Origin of the sequence: Oceaniglobus trochenteri, from assembly GCF_020529025.1 — a bacterium.
Classification (GTDB): Bacteria; Pseudomonadota; Alphaproteobacteria; order Rhodobacterales; family Rhodobacteraceae; genus Oceaniglobus; species Oceaniglobus trochenteri.
The window spans coordinates 190,286-215,370 of record NZ_JACNMM010000003.1; the positions used below are offsets into that span (position 1 = coordinate 190,286).

Here is a 25,085-nt window from a genome sequence, read left to right on the forward strand (position 1 = left end):
CAACCTCAAGGAACCTCTCCATGTCCGACCGCCTGACCCGTCTGCGCAAACAGATGGCCGACACCGGCACCGATCTGGTGGCGCTTGGCCCGACAAGCCACATGCGCTGGCTGAGCGGGCTTGACCCCCACGGCGACGAACGCCCTGTCATGCTTCTGGTCAGTGCGGGCTATGCCGGGGTGCTGATGCCGTCGCTGAATGCCGACAGCGCCCGCGCCGCCACCGATCTGCCTTTCCACACCTGGGCCGACGATACCGGCCCCGACGCCGCGCTTGGCGAACTGCTGGCCTCCTGCGGGGCCACGGGGGCCGGGCTTTCGGTGGCCGTCGATGAAGCCATGCGCGCCGATTTCGCGCTGCTTCTGCTGGATGCGCTGGACAATCCGCGCCGCAGCTTTGCCGCCGACACGGTGGGCCTTCTGCGCCAGATGAAGGACGCCGAGGAATACGAAGGGTTGCGTGCCAGCGCCCGCCTGAACGACGAAGCCGCCCGCGCCGCCTTTGCCGCCCTTGAGGAGGGGATGAGCGAGCGCGACGTGCAGGCGATCATCCAGGCCCACTACAAGGCCAATGGCGCAAGGCCCGAATTCACCATCGTCGGCTTTGGCGCGAACGGCGCCTATCCGCACCACCACACCGGGGAAACCCGGCTGAAGCGTGACATGGCGGTGCTGATCGATACCGGCTGCCGGTTGAACGGCTATCCTTCCGACATGACGCGCTGTGGCTGGTTCGGCACCCCCGACCCCGAGTTCACCAAGGTGGCCCAGGTGGTCGAGGATGCGGTGCAGGCCGCCCTGGCCGCCTGCAAACCCGGTGCGCTGGCCCGCGACATCGACGCCGCCGCCCGCGATGTGATCACCGCTGCCGGATACGGGCCGCGCTTCCTGCACCGCACGGGGCACGGGCTGGGCATCGACATCCACGAACCGCCCTATATCACCGCCACGGCAACCACCGAATTGCGCGCTGGCAACGTGTTTTCCATCGAACCGGGCATTTACCTGGAAGGCCGGTTCGGCGTCCGGCTGGAAGACATCGTCATCCTGCGCGAGGACGGCCCCGAGATCCTCTCGGGCCTGTCGCGCGCCATCGTGACCTCGCCGTGACGGGCGCCGCCATCCGCGCCCTGCCCTGGGGCTGGTTCCTGCGTCGGCTGGCGCTGATGGCGGTTACGCTTTGGGTGATCATCACCCTGACATTCTTCATGATGCACGCGGTTCCGGGCGGCCCCTTCGTCAGCGAAAGAATGATGGCCCCCGAGATCGCCGCCGCGCTGGATGCGAAATGGGGGCTGTCCGATCCGCTGTGGCAGCAATACCTGAACTATCTGCGCGGCATCCTGCGTTTCGACCTGGGCCCGTCGTTCAAGTACCCCGGCGTTTCGGTGAACGAGATGATTGCCGATGGCTTGGCCGTGACCGCGCGCACCGGCCTTCTGGCGGTGCTTTGCGTGGTGGCCGTGGGGGTGCCGCTGGGCATCGCGGCGGCCCTGAACCGGGGGCGCTGGCCCGACACCGGGGTGATGATGCTGGCCACCATCGGCGTCGCCGTGCCGTCATATGTCATCGCCACCGTGATGCTTTACGTCTTCGCGCTGCGCCTTGGCTGGGTGCCCACCTTCGGGCTGGACGATTGGCGGGGCTATATCCTGCCGGTGATCGCGCTGGCGGGGTTCTGGGTCAGCTTCGTGGCGCGGCTGACGCGGTCGTCGCTGCTGGAAACCCTGGATCAGGATTACATGACCACGGCGCGGGCCAAGGGGCTGCGCCGCCGCCAGATCCTGATCCGCCACGGGCTGCGCAATTCGCTGATTCCCGTGGTGACGGTGCTGGGGCCGGTGGTGGCCAACCTTCTGACGGGCAGTTTCGTGATCGAACAGATCTTCGCCCTGCCCGGCATCGGGCGCCATTTCGTCCTGTCGATCACCAACCGGGATTATACCGCCATCATGGGCATCACCATCTTCTACGCCGCCTTCCTGATCCTGATGATCCTGATCGTCGACATCCTGTATCTCTGGCTTGATCCGCGCATCCGGGCGGGGGCAAAGGCATGAGCGTGCCACCCGTCCCGCAGTGTGGCTTCGCCCCCCTGCCCCGCACCGACACCGCCGAGAGGATCGCAACCCCCACCGTGCCCTACTGGACCGACGTCTGGCGCCGGTTGCGCGCCAACCGCCCTGCGCTGGCCGGTCTGGTCTTCATCGTCGTGCTGATCTTCACGGCCATTTTCGGCCCCATGCTCAGCCCGTTCAGCTATTATGAACAGAACCTGCGCCTGTCCAACATCCCGCCGATCCTGCGCCCCTATACGGTGACGGGCGAGGATGGTTCGCAGGAAAGGTTCTTCCTGAACTCGGGCAACTTCGCGCTTTACGGCATCACCGAAGACGGCCGGATGACCGACATCCTGCGCGGCAAGGCCGACATGCTGAACCGGCGCACGACTTACGACATCGCCGGGCGCGACGTGGTGGTCGATTACAAGTCGCTGCCGGTCAGCGTCAGCATCGACGACAGTATCGCCCTGCCCGGCGGGCGGGTGTGGAACCGCACCTATCTGTTCGGCACCGATCAGCTGGGCCGTGATGTGCTGGTGCGCCAGATGTACGGCGCGCGCATATCGCTGCTTGTGGCCTTCGTGGCAACGCTGGTGAATTTCTTCATCGGGGTCGCCTGGGGCGGGGTCGCGGGCTATGCCGGGGGGGCCGTCGACACCGCGATGATGCGGATCGTCGAGGTGATCGCGACCATTCCCCTGACCCTTTATGTCATTCTTATCATGGTGTTTCTCGACAGCGGGCTGACCTCGATCGTGATTGCCATCGGCACGGTGTTCTGGGTGGATATGGCGCGCATCGTGCGCGGCCAGATCCTGACGCTGAAGCAATCAGATTACGTCGCCGCCGCCCGCACCATGGGTGCGGGGCCGGTGCGCATCATCACCCGCCACCTGCTGCCCAACACCATCGGGCCGATCCTTGTGACCCTCACCATGCTGATCCCCTCGGCCATCTTCATCGAAAGCTTCATGAGCTTCATCGGCCTGGGCGTCACCCCGCCGCTGGCAAGCTGGGGCACGCTGACCTCGAACGCGGTGGAAACCATGCGCAGCTATCCGCACCAGTTGTTCTTTCCCGCCGCCGCGCTGTCGCTGACCATGTTCGCCTTCAACTTTCTGGGCGACGGTCTGCGCGATGCCCTGGACCCGAGGTTGCGCAAATGACCCTGCTTTCGGTGCAAGGCCTGCAAAGCGAATTCCGCACCGCCCGCGGCGTGGTCAAGGCGGTGCGCGGCGTCGATCTGACCGTCGCGGCGGGCGAGGTTCTGGGCATCGTCGGCGAATCCGGATCGGGCAAATCCGTCACCTGCATGTCGATCCTGAAACTGCTGAAACGGCAGGGGCATATCACCGCTGGCAAGGCCCTGTTCCAGGGGCGTGACCTGCTGACCCTAAGCGAGGCGCAGCTTTCCGACATTCGCGGTGACGAGATCGCCGTGATCTTTCAGGACCCGATGTCGTCGCTGAACCCCACCCTGACCGTCGGCGCGCAGGTGATCGAGGTGATCCTGCGCCACCGCAAGGTCAGCCGTGCGCAGGCAAGGGCGCGGGCGGTCGAACTGTTCGATCTGGTGCGCATTCCGGCGGCCGAAAGCCGGGTCGATGCCTATCCGCACGAATTTTCCGGCGGGATGCGGCAGCGGGCCATGATCGCCATGGCGCTGGCCTGCGATCCGAAACTTCTGATCGCGGACGAACCGACAACCGCGCTGGACGTGACGATCCAACGCCAGATCCTGACCCTGCTGAAGGACATCCAGGCGCGCATGGGCATGGCGATGATCCTGATCACCCACGATCTGGGCGTGATCGCCGAAACCTGTGACAGGGTCTGCGTCATGTACGGCGGGTTGGTGATGGAGGAAGCGCCGGTGAAGGCCCTCTTCGCCCGACCGTCGCATCCCTATACCCGCGGCCTTCTGGCGGCGGTGCCCGATCTGCGCGACGGGATGCGCCAGCGCCTGTCGCCGATCCCCGGATCGCCCCCCGACATGGCCGATCCGCCGCCCGGCTGCCCCTTTGCCCCGCGCTGCCCTGCCGCGATGGTGCACTGCGTGGCCGAGCGCCCGCCCCTGTTCATCGCCACCGACACACCGCGCCTTGGCGGCGGGCAAAGCGCCCGCTGCTGGCTGATGCACCCCGACGCCCCCGAGGTAAGCCCATGAGCGACCTTGTCGAACTGATCGACCTCAAACGGTACTTCGGTGGTGGCGGCAACCGGTTCACCGGGGTGCAGCCGGTTCTGCGGGCCGTGGATGGCGTCAGCCTGACGATCCGGCGGGGCGAAACCCTGGGCCTTGTGGGGGAATCCGGCTGTGGCAAATCCACGCTGGCCCGCACGCTGATAAGGCTGTACCGGCCCACGGGCGGGCGCATCCTGTTCGACGGGCAGGACATCACCACCCTGCCCGATCGCGACATGCAGGCCGTGCGACGCCGGATGCAGATGATCTTCCAGGACCCATACGCCTCGCTCAACGGTCGGATGAGCGTGGCCGACCTGGTGGCCGAGCCGCTGGAGATCGCGGGCATCGGCACCCGGGCCAGCCGCCGCGATACGGTGGCCGGGTTGCTGGAACGTGTCGGGCTTGGCCCCGAACATGCCGGGCGCTATCCGCACGAATTTTCCGGCGGGCAACGCCAGCGCATCGGCATCGCAAGGGCCATCGCGCTCGACCCCGATCTGGTGATCTGCGACGAACCGATCAGCGCGCTGGACGTGTCGATCCAGGCGCAGGTGGTCAACATGCTTGAGGATCTGCAGGCCGAACGCGGGCTGACCTATCTGTTCATCACCCACGATCTGTCGATGGTGCGCCATATCTCCACCCGGATCGGCGTGATGTACCTGGGCCGGATCGTCGAACTGGCCGCGAACGCCCAGCTTTACGAAAGGCCGCGCCATCCCTACACGCGCGCCCTGCTGGCCTCGATCCCCGTGGCCGACCCCGGGGCACGGCGCCCCGCCACACCCATGCGCGGCGAAATCCCCTCGCCGCTGAACATCCCCTCTGGCTGCCGGTTTCGCGGGCGCTGTCCGCTGGCCACCGATCTTTGCGCGGCCCAGGAGCCCGCCTTGCAGGATGCCGGTGACGGACATCTTGTGGCCTGCCATTATCCCGACGCAACCGACCCCCAGCAAGGAGAGACGACATGAAACACCTGCTTGGCTGTACAGCCGCCTTCGCCATCTTCGCCGGCGCCGCATGGGCCCAAGGCGATCTGACCTATGTGGTGAACAACGAAAGCGCCACCTACGACCCCGGCCTGACGTCGGAAACCTTCGCCGCGCCGATCATCGGCAACACCTTCGAAGGGCTGGTCAGGTTCGACCGCGACAGCAACATCGAACCGGCCCTTGCCGAAAGCTGGGAGGTGTCCGAGGACGGGCTGACCTATACCTTCAAGCTGCGCGATGCCAAATGGTCGGACGGGCAACCGGTCACGGCGCAGGATTTCGTCTATGCCTGGAAACGGGTGCTGAACCCGGCGTCGGGCGCCAAGAACGCCGCGATGCTCTACCAGATCGACGGCGCCGAAGCCGCCTACAACAACGGCGGCGAGGGCGAGATCGCCGTTTCCGCGCCCGACGATCACACGCTGACCTTCACCCTGAACCAGCGTGTCCCCTACATGATGCAGCTGCTGACCTATTCCACCTTCTTTCCGGTGCGCCAGGACATCGTCGAGGCCGACCCCGACGGATGGACCCGCAACCCCGAAACCTTTGTCGGCACCGGCCCCTTCCGGGTGACCGAATTCAACTTCGGCGAATCCGTGGTGTTTGAGAAGAACCCCGAATACTGGCAGGCCGATACGGTATCGCTCGACACCCTGACCTTCCGGCTGATCCCCGAACAGGCCACGGCGCTGGCCGCGATGGAGGCCGGCCAGGTGGACGGGATCGAAAGCATCCCCGCCCCCGAACTGCCGCGCCTTGCGGCCTCGTCCGATGCCTTCCTGATCATCCCGGCGCTTGGCACCACCTATGCCTTCTTCAACCCCACGGAATCGCCCCTGGACGACGTGAAGGTGCGCAAGGCCCTGTCCATGGCCATCGACCGCGAGGAAATCGTGCAGTTCGTCCTGCAATCGGCCGATGTGCCCGCAATCGGGCTGGTGCCCTTCGGCATGACCGTCGCCGGTGAGGATTTCCGCGAGGGAACCGATACCTTCGGCCTGGCCACCACGGCCCAGCCCGAAGCCGCCGCCGCCCTTCTGGCCGAAGCGGGTTATCCGAACGGCGAGGGCTTTCCCGACACGGTCTTCGCCACATACTCCTCACCGCCCATCGAAAAGCTGCTCGAGACGATCCAGCAGATGTGGAAGCAGAACCTGAACATCGACGTCGAGATCAAGGCCACCGAATGGCAGGTCTACTATCCCGAGGTGCAGCAGGTGCAGTACCAGATCGCGCAGATGGGCTGGGGCGCGGATTATCCGCACCCGATGACCTTCCTCGACAACTTCGTCAGCACCTCGCCCAACAACCTGGCGGCCTGGAACAACCCCGACTATGACCGGTTGATCGCCGAGGCCAAGGCAACCTCGGACGAGGCCGAAAGCCTGGCAATGATGCGCGAAGCCGAGGCGATGATGATGAACGACCACGTCATCCTGCCCCAGTACCACCGCAACAACTACATGATGATGTCGCCCAAGGTGAAAGGCTTCTGGCGCTCCAGCCTGAACGTCCCCTATTTCCGCGAAGCAACCATCGGCGAATGACACCCGCGCGGGGCCGCCACAGGTGGCCCCGCCCCACCCGGCAAACCGGGCACCTTCGGACAGCACAGGAAACGCCCCCGAGGGGCACATGATTTCCGACAGATGTTTGGAAGGATGGTGCCCCAAGACGGACTCGAACCGCCGACCTACTATTTACGAAACAGTTGCTCTACCAGCTGAGCTATTGGGGCCTGAGGGTCAGATACCCGCGGTGCCGGATCTTTGCAAGTCGCTGTTGCGGCCTTGCGGGATCTTTATGGCGGGGTACGGCCCCGGGCGCAGCGGCCCGGGGCGAAGATGCTTCGCACTCGGGCCGGTCGGGCGCCCGGGACACCTTGTCAGGGATTCGCCTTCGTCTCTTCGCTGTCGGCCACGACCTCGGCATCGACGGTATCGGCCTCGGGCGAATCGTCGGGGGCATCCTGGGCATCCGGGGTCTTGTCGATCTGGCCCACGATCAGCGGCAGCATTTCGGTGCTGGTGGGCATGGCCACCTCACCGGCCTTGGGAACGGTCCAGGTCAGGGTGTCGAAGGCCCCGCAGGTATCGCAGACCGGAATCCAGGCCGAATGCACCGTGTGGCAGTTGTCGCAAACCCATTGCGGCCCGCGCGACACCGACAGTGCCCGCGTCAGCCAACCGCGCACGATGGCATCGTCGGCACCTTCGCCCCGTTCGATGGCGGCCATGATCGTGACCGAACGCGCGGTCGGGTCCGAGGTAGCCAGATCGCCCAACGCCCGGCGTGCGGCTGGAAAATCCTCGTCCGCGATGTAGAGCTCGGCCAGCAGCATGCGGGTTTCGGGGTGGTCGGGCTTGGCCCGGGTCAGCACGCCGAACCGCTTGATCCGCTGGCTGGGCGTCTCGTCGGGCGCGATCTCGGCAAAGGCGGCGGCCAGGTCGGGGTGCGGGCGGGCCTCCCAGGCCTTGCGCAGCACACGGGTGGCATAGCGCGGCTGATCGTTCTGGATGTACCCCCGCGCCGCCATGACGGCCGCCGGAATAAGATCGGGAGACAGACGGTTCGCCTCGATGGCGGCTTCGCGCGCCTCGACGCTGTTGCCCTCGGCCAGGATCTCGCGCGCTTCGGACAGGGCCAGGACGGCATCGCGCCGCTTGTGGACATCGCGCGGCAGGGTGCCGTGCTTCAGCTTGGCGCCCAGAGTCTTGCGCGCGCCCGACCAATCGGCATTGCCGGCCTGAAGCTGCAACAGCAGATCCTGGGTTTCGCCATGCTTCGGTTTCAGCGCAAAGGCCTTCTCCGCCAGCTTCAGCGCGGTCGTCGTATCGCCCGCATCAAGGCGCTGTTTCAGCAGGCCGCGCACACCGACAAAACGGGTGCGATCATCCACCAGAAGCTGCTTGTAGACGTCTTCGGCCTTGTGCCGGTCGCCGGTCAGTTCAGCCGCCTGGGCGGTGATCAGGTTGGTCAGTTCCGGGCGGTGCAGGTATTTCTCGGCCTTCGCCGCCTTCGACATGGCCAGCTTGCCCTCGCCCGAGGCCAGCGCCATCATGCCATCGGCCAGCGCCTGGAACCCCTTGCGTTCGCGGTTGCGGTCGAAATAGCGCGACACGGCGGTTTCGTCACCGTTGAGGAACCGGATCAGCGCCACGAGGAAACTGACCAGTTTCAGCACGATCCACACCGACAGAAGCAGCAGCAGCGCAACGATGACCAGTTGCAGCGGGCCAAGGGTGAATTCGACATTGGCGATCGAAACGATCACGCCGCCGTCGGTTTCCATCAACTGCGTGGCACCCCAGGTCAGGGCACCGATGATGCAGATGAACAGGACGATCTTCAGAAGGGACCAGAGCATCAATATCGTCCTCAGTTGCTGTTCAGGGTGGCGGTCAGATCGGCCAGCGCGGTCGTCGCATCCAGCCGCGTCTGCGCACGGGCCGACCAGTCGGCCAGCTCGGCCTGCCCGACCTCGGGCAGTGTTTCGATCTCGGACAGGGCCGTGGCCAGGTCGCCGGACTTCAGCGCCGCTTCGGCCCGCGACAGGATGGCGTCGGGGTCATCCCCTTCGCGGGCATCCAGCGACCGGGCGCCGGTCTGCGCCTTGAGGAAATCGCCCAGCCGGTCAAGCGCACCGCCGCCGCCCGAATTCTCGCGGATCGACACGCTCAGCGCCGCGCGGGCCTGGGGCGGAAACGCGGTCTGAAGGGCCGAAAGCGTGGCAACGCCTTCGGGCGCGGTATCGGCAAGCGCGGCAGGCACTTCCACATCCCCTGCCGTTTTCAGCGAGGACACGGCATCGACGAAGGGTTCGCCGTTCTCAAGCGCCGCCGACATCTGCGCCAGCGCGGCCTGCACCGTGATCCGGCGGGTTTCATCGGCGGCCGAACTGCGCGCCGCATCGGCCGAGGACTTGGCATCGGCAATGGCCGCGCCCTGTTCCTCCAGCCGCTGGTCAAGCGCATCCAGACGTTCGGCCAGGGCGGCAAGCGCTTCGGTGGGCGCGTCGTCCTGTTCGCTCAACCGGGCGATGGCAGCCGAAAGATCATCGACCCGGGTTTCCAGGTCGGACAGGCGGGGCTGCAGATCGGGCCCGCTGCCATCGGGCGATGCGGGGGCGGGGGCCGGAAGGTTGGCGATTTCCTCGCGCAGGGCGGCGATATCATCGGGCGTCGCGGCCTCGGGCAGGTTTGCCAGTTGTTCGGCGGTGGCGCTGGCGGTCTGTTCTGCCGCACCGGCCGCTTCCTCGGCGGCGGCGGTCTGTCCCGCCAGGGTTTCGATGCGGGCGGTCTGGTCGGAAATACGGGTCTCCAGCTGGGCCAAAGCGTCGGCATCGCCCGAGGGGAAGATATCGTATTCGGCAAGGGCATAGCCGATGCCCCCCGCGATTACACCGCCCAGAAGCAGCGTGAAAAACCCCGGGCCCTTGGCGATTCGGGCCTGTTCAAGGGGCGCGGGCGCAGGTGCCGAAGCCGCAGGTTCAGGGTCGGCGGCGCTTTTCGCTGCCGGCTGATCCGCGGTTTCAATGGTGGAATCGTCGCCGCTGCCCAAGGCATCGTCGGTTTTCGCCTCCGGCTCGTCGGGGATGATCGGCGCTTCGTCCAGCACCGGCACGCCCTCGGCGTCGTCCTTGCCCGGGGGCGGAACATCAGGCGTTTCAGCCAGTTCCGGCGTCTCGTCAGCCGGTGAAGGCGTCAAATCCGACGTACCCTTGTCGTCTGTCTGGTCGACTTCCGGCGTTTCCACGGCATCCTTGACGGCCTCGGTCACTTCCTTGTCGGTCTTTGCCGTTCCAGCATCCGATGCCTTTGCCTTGGCTGTGGAAGCTCGGGACGGCGATTGCCCGCGGTTCGTCGGTTTTGCCACGCTCAACACACCTTTCGCTGACGGCCCCACATGGGCCGATCTTTTTGAAACAGGACTTAGCTTAGCTTTTCAACCCCCGTCCAACAAGGTCGGTTCCCTCAGGCGGTTCCGACGATCCCCTGCAACATTGATGCGGCATCGGGTTTTTCCACCACCCGGCACTGCCCCGGCGCCGCCCAACAGGCCGCTGCGGCGGCGCTGATCGCGATTGGCAGAAGGTGTGCCGTCGCGCCCTGCGCCGCTTCGGAAACAAGCGCGGCACTGCGCGGCGAGAACAGCGGCACGATCACCCTTCCCCCCTGCGCCAGAAGCGCCTGCGCCCGATCGGTAAGGGGCAGCGCCGCCTGGTCATAGACCACCACGTCCTGCACGCCCGCCCCGTGATCGCCCAGTAGCGCGCCGAGATCGCCCGCGCGGTGCGCGCCGCGCAGGTGCCACAGCGGGCCCCGTGGCTGTTCGGCCTGCAAAAGCGCCACCAGATCGCGCAGATCGCCCCCCGCCGAATGGCAGGTCATGCCGTGGGCGCGGGCCACCCCGGCCGTCCTGTCCCCCACGGCGAAACCCTCGAAACCGTTCAGATCGCACTGTGCCGCGGCCTGTTCCACCCCGTTGACCGAGGTGAACACCAGCATCGCACCCTTCGGTGGGCGGGCCGTCATCGGCACGGGGCGAATTTCAAGGATCGGTGAAATCACGATCTCTCCGGCAAAGCCGGCGGCGCGGCAATCTTCCCCGAAGGCCAGCGATTGCGCCCTTGGGCGGGTCAGAAGAAGGGTCGTCATGCTGTTCCCGGTCATTGTCTGGCGCCTGTCCCGGTGATAGCTGGCAGGCGCAGTCCCCGCAACCGGAGCCACCATGGCCAGTCTGACCCTTCTCGGTATCGAAAGCAGCTGCGACGACACGGCGGCGGCCGTGGTGCGCCACGGTGACGCGGCGCCCGAGATCCTGTCGTCGGTGGTGGCGGGCCAGACGGCCCTGCACGCAGGGTTCGGCGGGGTCGTGCCCGAAATCGCCGCCCGCGCCCACGCCGAAAAGCTGGACCATTGCGTGGAACAGGCCCTGGCCAAGGCCGGCATCGCCCTGCGCGATTGCGACGGCGTGGCAGTGACGGCGGGTCCGGGGCTGATCGGCGGGGTTCTGTCGGGCGTGATGTGCGCCAAGGGGCTGTGCGCCGGTGCGGGCCTGCCACTGATCGGGGTGAACCACCTGGCCGGTCACGCGCTGACACCGCGCCTGACCGACATGGTGGAATTTCCCTATCTCATGCTTCTGGTGTCGGGCGGGCATTGCCAGTTCCTGCTGGTGCAGGGGGCCGACCGGTTCACCCGCCTTGGCGGCACCATCGACGATGCCCCCGGCGAGGCCTTCGACAAGACGGCGAAGCTTCTGGGCCTGCCGCAACCGGGCGGGCCCGCCGTGCAGGCCGAGGCGGAAAAGGGCGATGCGCGGCGCTTTGCCTTCCCCCGCCCGCTGCTGGACCGGGCGGACATGGACATGTCGTTCTCGGGGCTGAAAACCGCCCTGCTGCGCGAACGCGACAAGGTGATGGAAAACGGCGCATTGCACGCGCAGGACCGTGCCGACCTTTGCGCAGGGTTCCAGGCCGCGGTGCGCGATGTGCTGGTGGCCAAGTCGCGGCGCGCCATCGCCGCCTATCTGGCGCTGTCCCCGCAGGAACCGGTCTTCGCCGTGGCGGGGGGCGTGGCGGCCAACAGCGCCATCCGTGAAGGGTTGCTGGCGCTTTGCGCCGAAAGCGGGCTGCGGTTTCTGGCGCCGCCGCTGCCGCTTTGCACCGACAACGCCGCGATGATCGCCTGGGCCGGGATCGAACGGTATCGGCTGGCCCTGTTCGACGACATGACACTGGCGGCCCGCCCGCGCTGGCCGCTGGACCGCGCGGCTCAGCCGATGCTGGGCAGCGGCAAGAAGGGCGCCAAGGCCTGACCCCTTGCGCGCACCGCCGGGGTGCCTAGACTGCGGCGCGAACAGCAAGGAGAACAAGATGCGCGTTGCCCTGATTGCCAAGGACAAACCCGGAGCGTTGCAGGTGCGTACCGACAACCGCCCCGATCACGTGGCCTATCTCAAGGCGTCACCGGCGGTGGAACGGGCCGGGCCGCTTCTGGACGATGCCGGCGAAATGTGCGGTTCGCTGATCGTGCTGAACGTCACCGACATGGACGAGGCCAAGGCCTGGGCGGCAGAGGATCCCTATGCAAAGGCCGGGCTGTTCGAAAAGGTCGAACTGATCGCCTGGAACCAGGTGATCGGGTGAACTACTGGCTGTTCAAATCCGAACCCTCGGTCTGGTCCTGGGACATGCAGGTGGAAAAGGGCGACACCGGCGAGGAATGGGACGGCGTGCGCAACTACCAGGCGCGCAACTTCATGCGCGACATGAAGATCGGCGACCTGGGGTTCTTCTATCATTCGCAGTCCGAAAAGGCGGTGGTGGGCATTGTCGAGGTGATCGCCGAGGCGCACCCCGACAGCACCACCGACGACGACCGCTGGGAATGCGTTGACATCAAGGCCGTCGAGCCTCTGAAATCCCCTGTCACGCTTGACGATTGCAAGGCCGACGAACGGCTCTCGGACATGGTGCTGGTGAAGAATTCGCGCCTGTCGGTGCAGCCGGTCACCGCCGAGGAATGGAAGATCGTCCGCGCCCTCGGCGGCCTGTCCTAGGCCGGGCGCGCCCCCAGCGCCGCCAGCTTTTCGTCGGACAGGTAACAATAGCGGTTCATCTGCACCGGGCCTTCGCCCAGGGCGCGGAAGCGGCGCATCACGTCCTCGGTCGGCCCGTATCCGTGCGACATGCCCCAGACCGGCACCTGCCCCGCCTCGCGCCGTGCCTGGGCGATCTTGGCGGCGATGGCTTCCGAGGGGGCGGGGTGCGGCTCATCCGGTTCGGGATAGCGGATCGCGTCGGGCTGTCTTGGTTCATCGGGCGACAAGGCCAGGATACGGCTGAGGGCGCGGGCAATATCGCCGGGGGCGAAATCGGTCCGCTGTTGCAGGGCCTCCAGGTATTCCGCCTCAAGCAGGGGCCAGTGCATGGTGTAGAACTTCACCCCCATGGCATCGCAATGGGGCGCGACCGAGGCCGGGCAAAGCCCGGTGGCGATGTTCAGGGGTGGGGGAAAGGCATGCAGGAACAGCTTGCAGCGCCCGCCGCTGGCCTCGTCCACGGTTTCGCGCAGGAAGCGGGCGAAATCCGTCACCACCGCGCGACGCAGCGCCAGCAGCTCACCCAGCACGGGATAGGCGGCGATCAGGCTTTCGCCAAAGGCCCCGGCATCGTCAAGCGCGATGGCCTTGCGCCGCACCGCACCATTGCCGAGGTCGGCCAGAAAATCCTGCGTGCCGCGGGCAACGCCGGCAAGATCAAGACCCAGGGCCTTGGCATGGGGCGCCATGGCCGGATTGAAATCGAAGAACAGCGCGTCGAAGTGATAGACCGGGTATTCGGGCCAGTCGTATTTCAGCCCGTCGATCTGCGGATAGGTCTGGCACAGATCGCGGGTGATGGCGCGCACATAGGCCCGCACATCCGGCGCGGCGAGCGAGGCATTGCGATCCACCCGCCCGGTGCGCGGCCTGCCATCGGGCAGCAGCGATTCATCGCCGGGAAGCGGGCCGCCGAACTGCACCCGGTAACAGGGCGGGATCGCGGCCTGGATCTGCATCCACACCTCAAGCCCGCGGTCCCTGGCGGCCTCGACGAACTGCCCGACAACCGCGCCCTGCCCATCGGTCAGCGCGTCGGCGGCGGGCGGGCGATAGGCCAACCCGTCATAAAGCGCCGGATCGGGCCGGAACGACGGAGCGGCAGTCAGCCAGAGTTCGCGGTTGCCCCAGAGGGGCCGGTCCAGAAGCCGCTTGTGCCCCAGCCCGCCGTCGCCGGGCGGTTCACGGTGGCCCGTACCGGGGGCCGATTGCGCCGCGACATAGGGTGACGTGGTCAGCGATGTCGCCCCGGCCACATCGGCCAGGTTGTGCAGCACCGCCTCAACCCCTTCGGACTGGGCGTATTCGGGCATCACGGTGATGCCAAGTTCAGAGCGTGCCAAACTGTGTCTCCGGTATCTCGAGGGACAGCCCCAATCCGGGGGCCAGGGTCGCCATATCGAAGGCGCCATCCGTCAGCGGGGGCAGGCCATCCTTCACGAGGCTGGCGAACATCGGGGATTCGTCGAACTGCATTTCCAGAAGGTCGCCATCCGCCAGCGCCGCGCAGACGTGAAGGCTGTGGGCGTGGCAGATCGGACCGGTCGGGTTGTGCGGTGAAAAGACGACGCCATGTTCGGCAAGATCGGCGGCGATGGCCAGCATCTCACGCGGCCCGCCGCAATATTTCACGTCGGGCATCATGACGTCATAGGCACCGGCCGCCGCATAGGGCGCAAAACCGGCCCGCAGAATGGCGCATTCCATGCCTGCCAGAAGGGCATCGTTCCGGTTCGCCCGCCGGCGCAGATCCACCAGTGCCGGAATCGTCTCGGGGGTTTCGGCGATCGGGCATTCGATCCAGTGCAGCGCGAAGGGCGCGCAGGCGTCCATCATCGCTTCGGCGCCCGCCACGTCGAACCGCCAGTGGCAATCGACCATCAGCCGCCGCGCACCGATTGCATCTCGCACGGCGGCGATGCGGGCCAGGCCAGGCTCCATGGCGCGGGCCATGGTGGCCCGGTCCTGGTCGGGCTGTACCTCGTCGAAGGGGGCGATCTTGATCGCGCCATGCCCCGCCGCCAGGGCATCGCGCGCACTTTGCGCCATGCCTTCCGGGCTGCGGTCGGTGGTGCGGCGGTTGATGTTGGCGTAGACCCCGACGGCATCGCGCCGGGTGCCGCCCAGGTGCCGCGACAACGCCACGCCGGCACGCCGCGCCGCAAGATCGTCATGGGCCTGCCGGATCGCCGAGGCCGCGGCGGCCTGGGGCAAGGTGGCAAAGGGCAGGCGGTTCGGGTCAAGCGCGGGCAGATCGTCCAGAAGACGGCGGGCGATATCCTGCACCTCGGCCTCCTGGCCCTGCAACGTCGCTTCGCCCCAGCCGGTGTTCCCTTCGCCATCATCAAGCGCGATGAACAGCCATGTGGTTTTCGCACTGACGGTGACAGGGATTACTTGTGCGGTTCGGATCATGGCACGCCCCTCATACAGATGGGCCCAGCCGTGAGATCACCTCGTCGCCCTCGCCGTTGCGTTCGACCGCCACGGATTGCCCGCTGCAAACCTTCTCAAGCAGGTCCACCAGCCCCGGCAGAAGCGCGGCACGGTCCACCTGGCCCAGAAAGGCGGGCGAGGCGTCGAAATCGATCTGGCCGGGCAGGCGGGCGGCGGTTTCGGGGTTGCCGGTCAGCTTGATCGTGGGCGACAGCGCGCTGCCATAGGGGTTGCCCTGCCCGGTGGTGAAACAGACCACCTGCGCGCCCCCCGCCACCATCGACGAAATCGATTCCGGCGACAGTGTGGGCGTGTCCATCAGGTGCAGGCCGGGGTTCATCACCGGTTCGCCTTCGGCCAGGGCGCCGCGGATCGGCCCCAGCCCCGCCTTCGAAATCGCACCCAGCGACTTTTCCTCGAGGGTGGTCAGGCCGCCCGCGTGGTTCTGGGGACCGGGGTTGCCGATCAGCAGGTCATGCCCTGCCCGTTCGGCGATGGCATGGCGCGCCGCCACCAGATCGCGCAGGCGGTCGGCGATGTCGGGGCGCACGCAGCGGGCGTAAAGGCCCGGCTCGCAGCCCAGCCATTCCAGCGTTTCGCTGATCACCGCCGCGCCACCCTCGGAAACGTGGTGATCCAGCAGATCCCCCACCAGCGGGTTCGTCACGATCCCCGAAGAGGCGTCCGAGTGGCCGCATTCGGCGGCGATCACGATATCCGACAGCGGGCAGGGCACCCGCCCCATCGCCGCCAGCCTGTCACCCATGACCCGCCCGGCCGCGATGGCGGCGGTGGCCATGGCCGAGCCATCCTCGCCGTGGGACTGGAGAGAGAACCCCTGAGCCAGGCGCCCGGCCTCTTGCGCGGCGGTGACGAACTGCGCGCACAGACCGTCATCGGGCGCCAGGACGATGACTCCGCCGGTGTTGGGGTGTGTCGCGAAGGCGCGCAGCATCCTGGCGTGAAAGCCCTTGTCGGCTCCCACCTGGCCACGTCCATAACCGCTTGAGATCAGCACGGCGCCGGGCAGCCCCGCCGCGACCCGCCGCGCGCCCGGCGCGTTCAGCCCGCAGACCGACAGAATCAACAGGTGGTTGCGCACCCCGGCGCGCCCGCTGTCGCGTGCATATCCCTGGAACAGGCTCATCCGATCTTCCCCCTCAGGTTATGCAGGTGAACATGATCGCCCGGCGCGATATCGGCCGTGGCATGGCCGATCACCGCGCCGTACTTCACCACCGCTTCGCCCTTGGCGATGGGCACCAGCGCAATCTTGTGGCCCAGTGCCACGTCCGAGGTCAGAACCGGTGTCGCCCCCGACACCAGTTGCGCCGGGGCACCGGCCCTGTGATCGCGCAGCAGGCAGGCCACCGTATCGTCGGGGTGCAGTTGCATTGCCGAAATCGTCATATCGTCACCTCTTCGCGCGACACCAGAAGATCGGCCATGCCCGCGACATCGGGGTCATAGCCAAGGCCGGGCGCATCGCCGAGCGGGAAAGCGCCGTTTTCCAACGCCAGCCCGCGCCCCGAAAAGACGCTCAGCAAGGGGTTTTCCGAACTGTCGACCTCAAGCAGGCCATCGCCCCCCACCGCGGCCAGCAGATGGGCTGAGGCCACCAGCCCGACGCCCCCGCCCAGGAAATGCGGGCAATAGGTGCGCCCCGCCGCAAGGGCGGCCCGCGCAACCCGGCGGGTGCGCGACAAGCCGCCCCATTTGCAGATGTCGGGCTGAACAAAGTGCAACGCGCCCTCTGCAATGGCCGCGTCCAGTGCCGCGCCGGTCAGGTTTTCGCCCCCCGCAAGGGGCATCGCCGCCCCCTTTGCCAGGGTCAGCCAGTCGGCCACGGGGGCATCGGCGGGAAGGGGTTCTTCCATCCAGATCAGGCCAAGGGGGGCAAGGCGGTCAAGCTGGCGCTGCGCGGTGGCAAGATCCCAGGCCTGGTTGGCATCCAGCATCATGGTTTCGCCCCTATCCAGGCTGGCCACAGAACGTTCCGCTTCGGGCAGGCCGTCATCGGGGCCAAAGCCGACCCGCTGCTTGAAACGCCGGTATCCCATGGCGCGCATGCGGGCGATCTGGTCTTCGGCCTTGCCCGGGCTGATCCCGCTGGCATAGGCCGGAACCGCACGCGCCGTGCCACCCAGGATGGCGCAAAGCGGTTGGCCCGCCCGCCGCGACCGCAGGTCGTGCAGCGCGATATCGGCGCCGCTGGCAATCTGCGCCACGGGACCGGGTTCGCCCGCCTGGATGATCAGGCGATGCAGACGGCGCAGCATCTCGTCAAAGGGGGCTGCGGTGTCGGCGGTCATTCCGGCCAGCGCCACGGGGAGGATACGCGCCGCAAGGCGGGCACGGTGCAGATCGCCATCCGGGGGGAAGTTGCACCAGATCTCGCCCCAGCCGTGGGCGCCCTCGGCATCCTCCAGCCGCAGCAAAAGCGCCGGGCGGTGGGTCATCGGGCCCATGACCGTTGTGATCGGCGTGGCGAGCGTGTGGCGGAAATGGTAGATCGCCGCGCGGGCAATGGGGGCCGTCATGGGCGGCTGTCCAGCCGGTTCATTGCCGGATCAAGGGGCCAAAGCTGCGTGCTGGCGGGTTCGACCGCCCGCGCCCAGGCGGCCAGCACGTCCTTGCGCTGCCGCCGCCGCTCCATGACCAGGCGGATCGCATCGGGCGACCAGCCTTCGAGGACACGCGCGGAAAGTTCGGCCAGCTTGTCTGCATGGGCCGGATCGCCCGCCAGGTCGTGCCGTTCCTGCGGGTCATCGGCCAGGTTGAACAGAAGCGGCGGGTCTTCGGCGTGATAGTGCAGCTTCCAGTCGCCCTGGCGCACCATCCGTTGCTGCACCGCGCGCCCGCCCGTCCAGGCGGGGACGGTATCGGTGCAGTATTCGCTGAACACCGTGTTGTCCCAATCGCCCCGGCCCTGCAGCCGCGACCAGAAGCTGCGCCCGTCGGCCAGGGGCAGCGGGGTGGCCCCCATCGCCTCGATCATGGTCTGGGACAGGTCGATCAGGCTGACCACGTCATCATTGGTGCCGGGCGTCAGCGAGGGGTGCGACAGGATCATCGGCACCTTCGCGCTTTCGTCAAAGAAGGTATGCTTCCACCACAGCCCGCGTTCCCCGACATGGTCGCCATGATCGCTTGCATAGACCACCAGCGTATCCTCGCCCAGCCCCAGGTCGTCGAGCCGGTCCAGCAGTTTGCCGATCATCTGGTCCAGCGTCGCGACAAGCCCCCAATAGGCCGCCCGGGCCAGGCGCGAATTGCGGTCGGGCACGTCAAGGATGCCGCGGTTTTCACGCCACCAGGCGATCCAGCCGGTGTCGTTGGTCCCGGCGGGGATCGCGGGGGGCGGCAGGACATTCATGAACCGATCGACCCATTCGCGCGCCGCGACATAGGGCGCATGGGGCAGCATGAACCCCACGGTCAGCGCGAACCGGTCGCCCTGTTCGGCCAGGCGGTCAAGCGCGGCAAGGGCGGCGGCGGTGACATCGTGATCCTTCAGTTCATAGGCCGACTGGCCCGCCCCCACCACTTCAAGGCTTTCGGGGTTGGGGTTGTTGGCGCCTTCCAGCACGCCCATGTCGTGCCACTTCACCCCCGGGTGATTGGGAGAATGATCGCCCACCTCGCGCCAAGCATAACCGCGCAGCTGATCGGGGCCGACCGAGTGCATCCGCCCCACCAAACCGCAATCGACCCCCGCCGCACCCAGCGCGTGCAGCCATGTCGGCCGGTCGCTGGCCAGCACATCGTCGTTGGTCCAGCACTCCTGCGCCGAGGGGTGGCAGGCGGTCAGCATCGACATGCGCGAGGGCGTGCAGATGGGCGAGGGGCAATAGGCGTTGGTCATCCGCACGCCGCGCGCCGCCAGCCGGTCCAGCGCCGGAGTGACGGCATGGGCATCGCCCGCGCAGCCCATGACATGGGCGGCATGTTGATCCGAGAAGAGAAACAGCAGGTTCTTGGGCATCATCGCTCCAACCGGGTCAGAAGGTTTCCTTCGCCGTCGAACTGCAACGGCGCGGGCGCGTCATGGTCGATCACGTCGCCCTGCGCCTGAAGTTCGGGCAGAAGGTTGGGGGTGACGGCGATCTCATCCAGATGCGCCGAGGATCTGATCTGGCACAGCCGCGGGGCTTCTTCGGCCCAGCAGGTGGCGACAAGCGCCCGGATCACCGCCCGGTCATCGGGCAGGACGATGGGGATATAGGCCTTGTCGGTCATCGTCGAGGTGACGGCGTTCATGTACATCGCCTTGAGATCAAGGGCATCGGCCATGCAACGGGGCATGAAATCGGCCATGCCCACGCCGATTCCGTTGCCGCCGGTACGGTCGGTCAGGCGCAGGATCGCGATCTTGTGGATGAAGGGGCGGGCCGGGTTTTCGACCCCGCGGATATCGGTACGCCCCGAGATGGCCGGGTCGATGCCGGCGCCGGAAATCTCCTTGCCCAGCCGTTCGATGATCAGCCCATCCAACTGATCAAAGGGCAGGCGTGCCATGGCGCCCTTGGCCATGGCCAGAAGCCGCGCGTCGGTTTCGCCAAAGGCCGCCGGCGCGACGGTTTCCATATGCGAAAGCTGCTTGTGGGCGTTTTCCACCAGCGCGATTCCGGCCACCAGCGGCGCATGTTCGACGATGCGGCGGGCCAGGGCAGGCAGGGTTTCGGCCAGCCCCCGTGGCCCGACACGGTGCACCTGGCCCGCGCCCTCGGCCTTGCCCAGCCCGACGGCCAGCATCTTGCTCAGCCCGCTTTCGATGGGCCGGTCGAAACTGGTGTGCGCCTTGATCCGGTTGATGACCAGAACACCGTCGGCCCCGGCGGCATGGGCATCGAAGCGGCAGGCGGTGCCATCGGGCAGGGTGCCATAATCGGCGGTGTCCATGGTGGCGCGGATCGGACAGCCCATGGTGGCCTCGGTGATGCCCAGCGCGGCCAGAACCCCCACCTGGCCCTCGGCGGTGCCGCCCCCGTGCGACCCCATGCCGGGAACGATGAAGGGCAGGTATCCCCGCCCTTTCAGCCAGTCCACTGCCGCCCGTGCCACCGCGTCGATCTGGGCGATGCCCCGGCTGCCCACCGCCACGGCGATCTCGGCCCGCTCGGGCAGGGTGAACAGGCCCGACTGCGACAGTTGTTCGGCCACCATGCCCGGCGCATCGTCCAGCGGCGGCAGGTCCGGCTGGCGCAGACGCAGGCGGATGAAATCGGGGATGCGCACCGATGCAAGGTGCGGCAGGTCGATGGCGGGAAAGACGGGGCTGTTCATCGGGGCACCTGCAGATCAAACCGGTCGTACAATTCGGGCGGCGCATCATGGGCCTGCATCGCGGCGGCAATGGCGGCGCAGAACCGCGCCTCGATCGCCGGATCGTCAAGCGGCGTGGTCTGACCCGGATCAAGGCTGAGGTCGTAAAGAACCGTCTTCGTGTCATCGAAACCGCCCCCCTGCATCGGCGGGCGTTTCGCCCCCGGCAGGGCGGGAATCTTCAGCACCGGCATGCCGTCGGTGAAATCGAACTCGGGATGCAGGGCCGCGCCGCGCATTTCCTGCGCCGTGAAGGCGCTGCCGGAATGCTGCGGCATCAGGGTGTATTCGAACAGCGGCGCCGCCTCCATATCCGGGGGATAGCGGAAATAGGTATAGCGCCCGTCGGTGGCGTTGATCGCACCGCCGAAGGTGCCGTAAAGGGCCAGCGCACGCCCCGGCGCATCATTCAGAAGCGCGCGGCCCTGAACCGTTGCCGGGGGTTCCACATGGAACAATTCCAGCAGCGTCGCCATCACGTCGATGTTCTGGGACAGGGCGGCGCTGCGCCCCGGCGCCTGGCCGGGGGCGTGGATGAACAGGGGAATGCGGGCAATTTCCGAAAAGAACGGCATCCGGTTCTTGCCCCACCAGCCATGTTCGCCCAGCATGAAACCGTGGTCGGTGGTGACGATCAGGGCGGTATCGTCCCACATGCCGCCCGCGTCCATGGCATCCAGCAACCGGCCCAGTTGCGCATCGCACATGGCCACCAGCGCGGCCTGGCTGGCGCGCAAATCATCGGTGTCGTCGCCCGCCTCGTCTCGGCGATAACGGGGCCAGTCGCGCAGCTTTTCGCCCGTCGTGGGGAAGGCCGCGCGATATTCGGGCGGGGCGTGAAAGGGTTCGTGCGGGTCGAACACCTCGATCTGGAGGAACCAGTCGTCGTGTCCCGCGTGATCGTCCAGAAACGCCAGCCCGGCGTCGAAGGTGCGCACCGTGGGAAAATCGGGCGTTTCGCAAATGCGGCTGCGGTTCATCGCGGCCTGAAGCCGATAGCCGCCCGGCGCGGTCTCGACCTGTTCGGGGTGATACTGCGCGGCGAATTCTTCATGGGGCGGGTCGATGCAGGGCACCCATGGGTCGGCCTCCTGCCCGCGGATGAAGGCCCAGGAATCGAAGGCGGTGTGATAGGTCGCGCCGCCGTTTTCGAAATAGTGGTAATGGTCGGTTACGAGGTGGCTGTGCACCCCTGCCCGGCGCAGACAATCGGTGGCGGTCACGTCGAAAGGCTCAAGCGGGCCCCATGACCGGTGCAGGAAGTTCAGACGCCCGGTCTGAAGATCGCGCCGGGCCGGCATGCAGGGCAGCGATCCGACATAATGGTTGTCAAACACCATGCTGCGCGCCGCCAGCCGGTCGAAATTCGGCGTCGGGTGCGGGCCACCATGGCAGGCCAGCGATTTCAGCGTCAGTGAATCATAGAGAAGCAGGATCGCTTTCATCTGTCCTTACCCCTGCGCCTTCTTCGCGGCCTTCGCCTTGCGGCGCCGTTCAGAGATGAAGGGCCAGACCAGAAGCGCCAGCGCCATCAGCGTGAAGGCCAGCGGGAAGGGCCGGGTGACGATGGGCGAATAATCCCCCGCCGTCATCATCAGCCCGCTGCGCAATTTCTCTTCGCCCAGCGGCGCCAGGACAAAGCCGATCACGAAGGGGCCAAGCGGAATGCTGGCCTTTTCCAGCAGGAAGCCCAGGATCCCGAAGGCCAGCATCACCCAGACATCGAACATGGTATTGTTCAGCGCATAAGAGCCGATGACGCAGAACATCATGACGATGGGCAGAACGAAGGCCTTGGGCAGATAGATCAGACCCGAGATATGCTTCACCGTCGAGGTCATCAGCACGAACATCAGGATATTGGCCAGAAGCGCCGCCGCGATCATGCCCCAGACGATATCGTTGTTGGTCAGGAACAGGGTCGGCCCCGGCTGGATCGAATGGATGGTCAGTGCGCCGATCAGGATGGCGTCGATCACCGAACCGGGAATACCCATGGCGATCAGCGGGATAAGCGCACCGCCCACCGTGGCGTTGTTGGCGGCCTCCGAGGCGATGATGCCTTCCTCGGACCCGTGGCCGAACTTTTCGGGCGTGTCCGACACGTTCTTGGCCACCGTATAGGCCACCACCGACCCGATGCTCGCGCCGATGCCCGGCAGGATGCCGATCCAGGTGCCGATGAAGGACGACCGTATCATGTTCCCGGCCGAGGATTTCAGCTCGCGCAGGGACATCAGGACCTTGGAATTGCCCACCTCCTGGCGTTCGGGGATGCCGCCGCGATCCATGCAATCCTTGATTACCTGGCTGACGGCGAAGGTGCCGATCAGCACCGGGAGAAGCTGCAAACCGCCGTTCAGCTGATACTGGTCGAAGGTCAGGCGCGGCATGCCCGTGGCCGGATCGACGCCGGGCATCGACACCAGCATTCCCAGAAGCCCCGAGATCAGCCCCTTGACCAGCGATCCTTCGGAAACGCTGGCGATCAGGACCATGGCCATCATGATCAGCGTGAAATATTCAAAGGGGCCGAACCGCGTGGCCAGGATCGAAAGCGGCTGGGTGATGGTGAACAGCACGATCCAGGCGATCAGCCCGCCCACGAAGGACGCGGTGATGCCCAGGCCCAGCGCGCGCCCCGGCTGACCCGACCGCGCCATGGGATACCCGTCAAGCGTGGTCATCACCGCCGCCGGCGTGCCCGGCATCCGCATCAGCGTGGCCGTGATAAGGCCGCCGGAAATGGCCCCGACATACATGGAAATCAGCAGGACGACCGCATCGAACGGGTCCATGTAGAAGGTGAGGGGCAGCGTCAGCGCGATCAGCATCGCCCCCGACAGCCCCGGAATGGCCCCGACCACGATGCCCAGTGCCGTACCGATGAACAGCATGAAAAAGGTCCAGGGGGCAAAGATATGGCCGATGGCCCCGAACAGTGCGCCTATGTCCATGTGTTCCCTCTCAGACCGGCAGGTCGACGACGAAGATTTCGGTAAAGATGTACTGCGCGCCGAAGGCCGCGACGGCCGACAGGATCAGCGCGGGGATGATCCGCTTGCGGGCAAACCCCTCCATCCCCAGCATCAGCAAGGCAAGATAGGCGAAGGTGACGATACCGAAACCCGCCAGCTTCAGGTGCAGCACCAGCACGTAGGCGGTGGTCAGTCCCAGCACCAGAACGCCCCCCATGGGATGCCCGCCCGAGAATTCGGCCTGCATTGCCTGGCCCATGTCCTTGCCGCGCAGCGACCGCAGCGCGCCGATGATCACCGCCAGGCAACAGACGATGACGATGCCCGCCGTCCATAACGGCACCGGCCCCGAGCCCAGCGGCTCGAACTTGCCGGGAGGCAGCTTCCAGGCCTGAACGAAAAAGACGGCGCAGATAAGCGCGATCAGGGCCGAAACCCCGATTTCAGTGAACGGACGACGATCCATGAGGATGACCCTGGGCAAATGAGGGCGCACCCCGCCCAAGCGGGATGCGCGAAACGATCAGTTCTCGGCGGCGATCTTTGCCACGGGCTCGATCGCGGCCCATGTATCGTCCAGATCCTTCTGAAGCGCGTCGCCGGTCAGGAAGGATTCGGCAAAGCCCTTTTCGTTCAGGAACTTCTGGAAGCGGTCGGTCTTGATCCCGGCACCGATGGCATCGGCGAATCCATCGACAATCTCTTGCGGGGTTTCCTTGGGCGCGAAGATCCAGTTCTTGATGCAGAAGGTCATGTCAAAGCCTTCTTCCTGCACGGTCGGCAGGTCGGGCAGGCCGTCAAAACGCTCGGCCCCGGTATAGGCCAAGGGCTTGATCTGGCTTTCGGGGTTTTCCGTACCGTCCGGAAGCAGGGTGAAGTTGATGACCTCGGCGCCCGACAGGACGGTGGTGTTGGTCTGCGCACCGGTCAGGGCGGTGAAGTTTGCCGTACCGCCGCCGATCTGCACGAAGCGGAACTTCGCGCCCGGCAGCGATTCCTGCAACATCACGCCCGCCAGGTGGTTGATGGCACCGATATTGGCCCCGAAGATCACCGTGTTCGGCTCGGCCTTGGCCTTTTCCAGAAGCTGCCCGACGGTGTCGATACCGCTGTCCTTGCGCACCATGGGGGCCAGGCAGAATTCGCCTGTGGCCGCCACCGGCTTGAAATCCCGCCAGCTGAAATCCAGGGCGCCGGTGCCCTCGCCGCCCATCAGGGCGATGTGGATGATCAGGAAGTTGTATCCATCGGGATCGGCCTCCATCACCTGGCGCGCACCGATCGAATAGTGACCGCCGACATTCACCACCGTCACCGGCTGGTTCAGGGCGCTGGAATCCTCGATCGCGGCCTGCATCACGCGGGCCACCTGATCCGAGGTGCCGCCGGCGCCGAACGGCACAACCAGCTTGATCGGCTTCTCCGGCCATTCGGCCTGGGCCATCCCGGTTGTGGAAAGCATCGCGGCTGCTGCAATTCCCAAGAGCTTCTTCATC

The 25,085-nt window shown here is 66.5% G+C and carries 23 protein-coding genes and 1 tRNA gene; 9 read left to right on the forward strand and 15 right to left on the reverse strand.

Features of this window, described 5'->3' with window-relative positions; all coding sequences use genetic code 11:
- The first annotated feature begins 20 nt into the window (after positions 1-20).
- From H7828_RS05225 to H7828_RS05250, 6 genes are read left to right on the forward strand one after another with little or no spacing between them, the layout of a single operon-like run.
- Positions 21-1,109, forward strand: a complete 1,089-nt coding sequence (locus H7828_RS05225; protein WP_226779951.1) for a M24 family metallopeptidase — start codon at positions 21-23, stop codon at positions 1,107-1,109.
- Complete coding sequence (locus tag H7828_RS05230; protein WP_226779952.1) at positions 1,106-2,059, forward strand: ABC transporter permease; 954 nt, start codon at positions 1,106-1,108, stop codon at positions 2,057-2,059. Before H7828_RS05225 ends, H7828_RS05230 begins: the two co-directional genes overlap by 4 nt.
- Positions 2,056-3,228: an ABC transporter permease gene (locus H7828_RS05235; protein ID WP_226779953.1), complete on the forward strand. Its 1,173-nt coding sequence runs from the start codon at positions 2,056-2,058 to the stop codon at positions 3,226-3,228. The genes H7828_RS05230 and H7828_RS05235 overlap by 4 nt, the downstream gene beginning before the upstream one ends.
- Positions 3,225-4,229: an ABC transporter ATP-binding protein gene (locus H7828_RS05240; RefSeq protein WP_226779954.1), complete on the forward strand. Its 1,005-nt coding sequence runs from the start codon at positions 3,225-3,227 to the stop codon at positions 4,227-4,229. The genes H7828_RS05235 and H7828_RS05240 overlap by 4 nt, the downstream gene beginning before the upstream one ends.
- Positions 4,226-5,221 carry an ABC transporter ATP-binding protein gene (locus H7828_RS05245; protein WP_281070690.1) on the forward strand — a complete coding sequence of 332 codons (996 nt, stop codon included), beginning with the start codon at positions 4,226-4,228 and terminating at the stop codon, positions 5,219-5,221. The genes H7828_RS05240 and H7828_RS05245 overlap by 4 nt, the downstream gene beginning before the upstream one ends.
- Positions 5,218-6,792 (forward strand): peptide ABC transporter substrate-binding protein, encoded by a 1,575-nt coding sequence (locus tag H7828_RS05250; RefSeq protein ID WP_226779955.1) that lies wholly within the window; start codon positions 5,218-5,220, stop codon positions 6,790-6,792. The genes H7828_RS05245 and H7828_RS05250 overlap by 4 nt, the downstream gene beginning before the upstream one ends.
- Before the next feature lie 115 nt (positions 6,793-6,907).
- On the opposite strand, the gene H7828_RS05255 is transcribed toward H7828_RS05250, so the two are convergent.
- The 4 genes from H7828_RS05255 to H7828_RS05270 form a co-directional block, all read right to left on the reverse strand.
- A tRNA-Thr gene (locus H7828_RS05255) sits at positions 6,908-6,983 on the reverse strand.
- Between the two features lie 147 nt (positions 6,984-7,130).
- Positions 7,131-8,612, reverse strand: coding sequence for a heme biosynthesis protein HemY (locus H7828_RS05260; RefSeq protein ID WP_226779956.1), 1,482 nt, complete (start codon positions 8,610-8,612; stop codon positions 7,131-7,133).
- A gap of 11 nt (positions 8,613-8,623) precedes the next feature.
- Positions 8,624-10,120 carry a COG4223 family protein gene (locus H7828_RS05265; protein ID WP_226779957.1) on the reverse strand — a complete coding sequence of 499 codons (1,497 nt, stop codon included), beginning with the start codon at positions 10,118-10,120 and terminating at the stop codon, positions 8,624-8,626.
- A gap of 98 nt (positions 10,121-10,218) precedes the next feature.
- Positions 10,219-10,902: a uroporphyrinogen-III synthase gene (locus tag H7828_RS05270; RefSeq protein ID WP_226779958.1), complete on the reverse strand. Its 684-nt coding sequence runs from the start codon at positions 10,900-10,902 to the stop codon at positions 10,219-10,221.
- 73 nt (positions 10,903-10,975) lie between these two features.
- Here H7828_RS05270 and tsaD point away from each other — a divergent pair, with 73 nt between their 5' ends.
- The 3 genes from tsaD to H7828_RS05285 are packed head-to-tail and all read left to right on the forward strand — an operon-like array spanning position 10,976 to position 12,808.
- Positions 10,976-12,064, forward strand: coding sequence for a tRNA (adenosine(37)-N6)-threonylcarbamoyltransferase complex transferase subunit TsaD (gene tsaD, locus H7828_RS05275; protein ID WP_226779959.1), 1,089 nt, complete (start codon positions 10,976-10,978; stop codon positions 12,062-12,064).
- 58 nt (positions 12,065-12,122) lie between these two features.
- Positions 12,123-12,395: a YciI family protein gene (locus H7828_RS05280; protein WP_226779960.1), complete on the forward strand. Its 273-nt coding sequence runs from the start codon at positions 12,123-12,125 to the stop codon at positions 12,393-12,395.
- Entirely contained in the window at positions 12,392-12,808 is a 417-nt protein-coding gene (locus H7828_RS05285; RefSeq protein ID WP_226779961.1) for an EVE domain-containing protein, read from the forward strand. Before H7828_RS05280 ends, H7828_RS05285 begins: the two co-directional genes overlap by 4 nt.
- On the opposite strand, the gene H7828_RS05290 is transcribed toward H7828_RS05285, so the two are convergent.
- Genes H7828_RS05290 through H7828_RS05340 form a run of 11 tightly spaced genes read right to left on the reverse strand, consistent with a single transcriptional unit; the run spans position 12,805 to position 25,084 of the window.
- The gene (locus H7828_RS05290) at positions 12,805-14,193 is read right to left on the reverse strand and encodes a hypothetical protein (RefSeq protein ID WP_226779962.1); all 1,389 of its coding nucleotides are present in this window, start codon (positions 14,191-14,193) and stop codon (positions 12,805-12,807) included. The genes H7828_RS05285 and H7828_RS05290 overlap by 4 nt on opposite strands.
- Entirely contained in the window at positions 14,180-15,265 is a 1,086-nt protein-coding gene (locus H7828_RS05295) for an enolase C-terminal domain-like protein (RefSeq protein ID WP_226779963.1), read from the reverse strand. Before H7828_RS05295 ends, H7828_RS05290 begins: the two co-directional genes overlap by 14 nt.
- Positions 15,266-15,275: 10 nt before the next feature.
- On the reverse strand, positions 15,276-16,433 hold the full coding sequence (locus H7828_RS05300) for a UxaA family hydrolase (protein ID WP_226779964.1): 1,158 nt from the start codon (positions 16,431-16,433) through the stop codon (positions 15,276-15,278).
- Positions 16,430-16,696 (reverse strand): UxaA family hydrolase, encoded by a 267-nt coding sequence (locus H7828_RS05305; protein ID WP_226779965.1) that lies wholly within the window; start codon positions 16,694-16,696, stop codon positions 16,430-16,432. The genes H7828_RS05300 and H7828_RS05305 overlap by 4 nt, the downstream gene beginning before the upstream one ends.
- A complete protein-coding gene (locus tag H7828_RS05310; protein WP_226779966.1) occupies positions 16,693-17,826 on the reverse strand; it encodes a mandelate racemase/muconate lactonizing enzyme family protein in 1,134 nt (377 codons plus the stop codon). The genes H7828_RS05305 and H7828_RS05310 overlap by 4 nt, the downstream gene beginning before the upstream one ends.
- Positions 17,823-19,271 carry a sulfatase-like hydrolase/transferase gene (locus H7828_RS05315; RefSeq protein ID WP_226779967.1) on the reverse strand — a complete coding sequence of 483 codons (1,449 nt, stop codon included), beginning with the start codon at positions 19,269-19,271 and terminating at the stop codon, positions 17,823-17,825. The genes H7828_RS05310 and H7828_RS05315 overlap by 4 nt, the downstream gene beginning before the upstream one ends.
- Entirely contained in the window at positions 19,271-20,572 is a 1,302-nt protein-coding gene (locus tag H7828_RS05320; protein ID WP_226779968.1) for a nickel pincer cofactor-dependent isomerase, group 22, read from the reverse strand. Before H7828_RS05320 ends, H7828_RS05315 begins: the two co-directional genes overlap by 1 nt.
- Positions 20,569-22,056: a sulfatase gene (locus H7828_RS05325; RefSeq protein ID WP_226779969.1), complete on the reverse strand. Its 1,488-nt coding sequence runs from the start codon at positions 22,054-22,056 to the stop codon at positions 20,569-20,571. Before H7828_RS05325 ends, H7828_RS05320 begins: the two co-directional genes overlap by 4 nt.
- 6 nt (positions 22,057-22,062) lie before the next feature.
- The gene (locus tag H7828_RS05330; protein WP_226779970.1) at positions 22,063-23,568 is read right to left on the reverse strand and encodes a tripartite tricarboxylate transporter permease; all 1,506 of its coding nucleotides are present in this window, start codon (positions 23,566-23,568) and stop codon (positions 22,063-22,065) included.
- 10 nt (positions 23,569-23,578) lie between these two features.
- Positions 23,579-24,055, reverse strand: coding sequence for a tripartite tricarboxylate transporter TctB family protein (locus tag H7828_RS05335; protein ID WP_226779971.1), 477 nt, complete (start codon positions 24,053-24,055; stop codon positions 23,579-23,581).
- A gap of 57 nt (positions 24,056-24,112) precedes the next feature.
- A complete protein-coding gene (locus tag H7828_RS05340) occupies positions 24,113-25,084 on the reverse strand; it encodes a Bug family tripartite tricarboxylate transporter substrate binding protein (protein ID WP_226779972.1) in 972 nt (323 codons plus the stop codon).
- Between the last annotated feature and the right edge of the window lies 1 nt (position 25,085).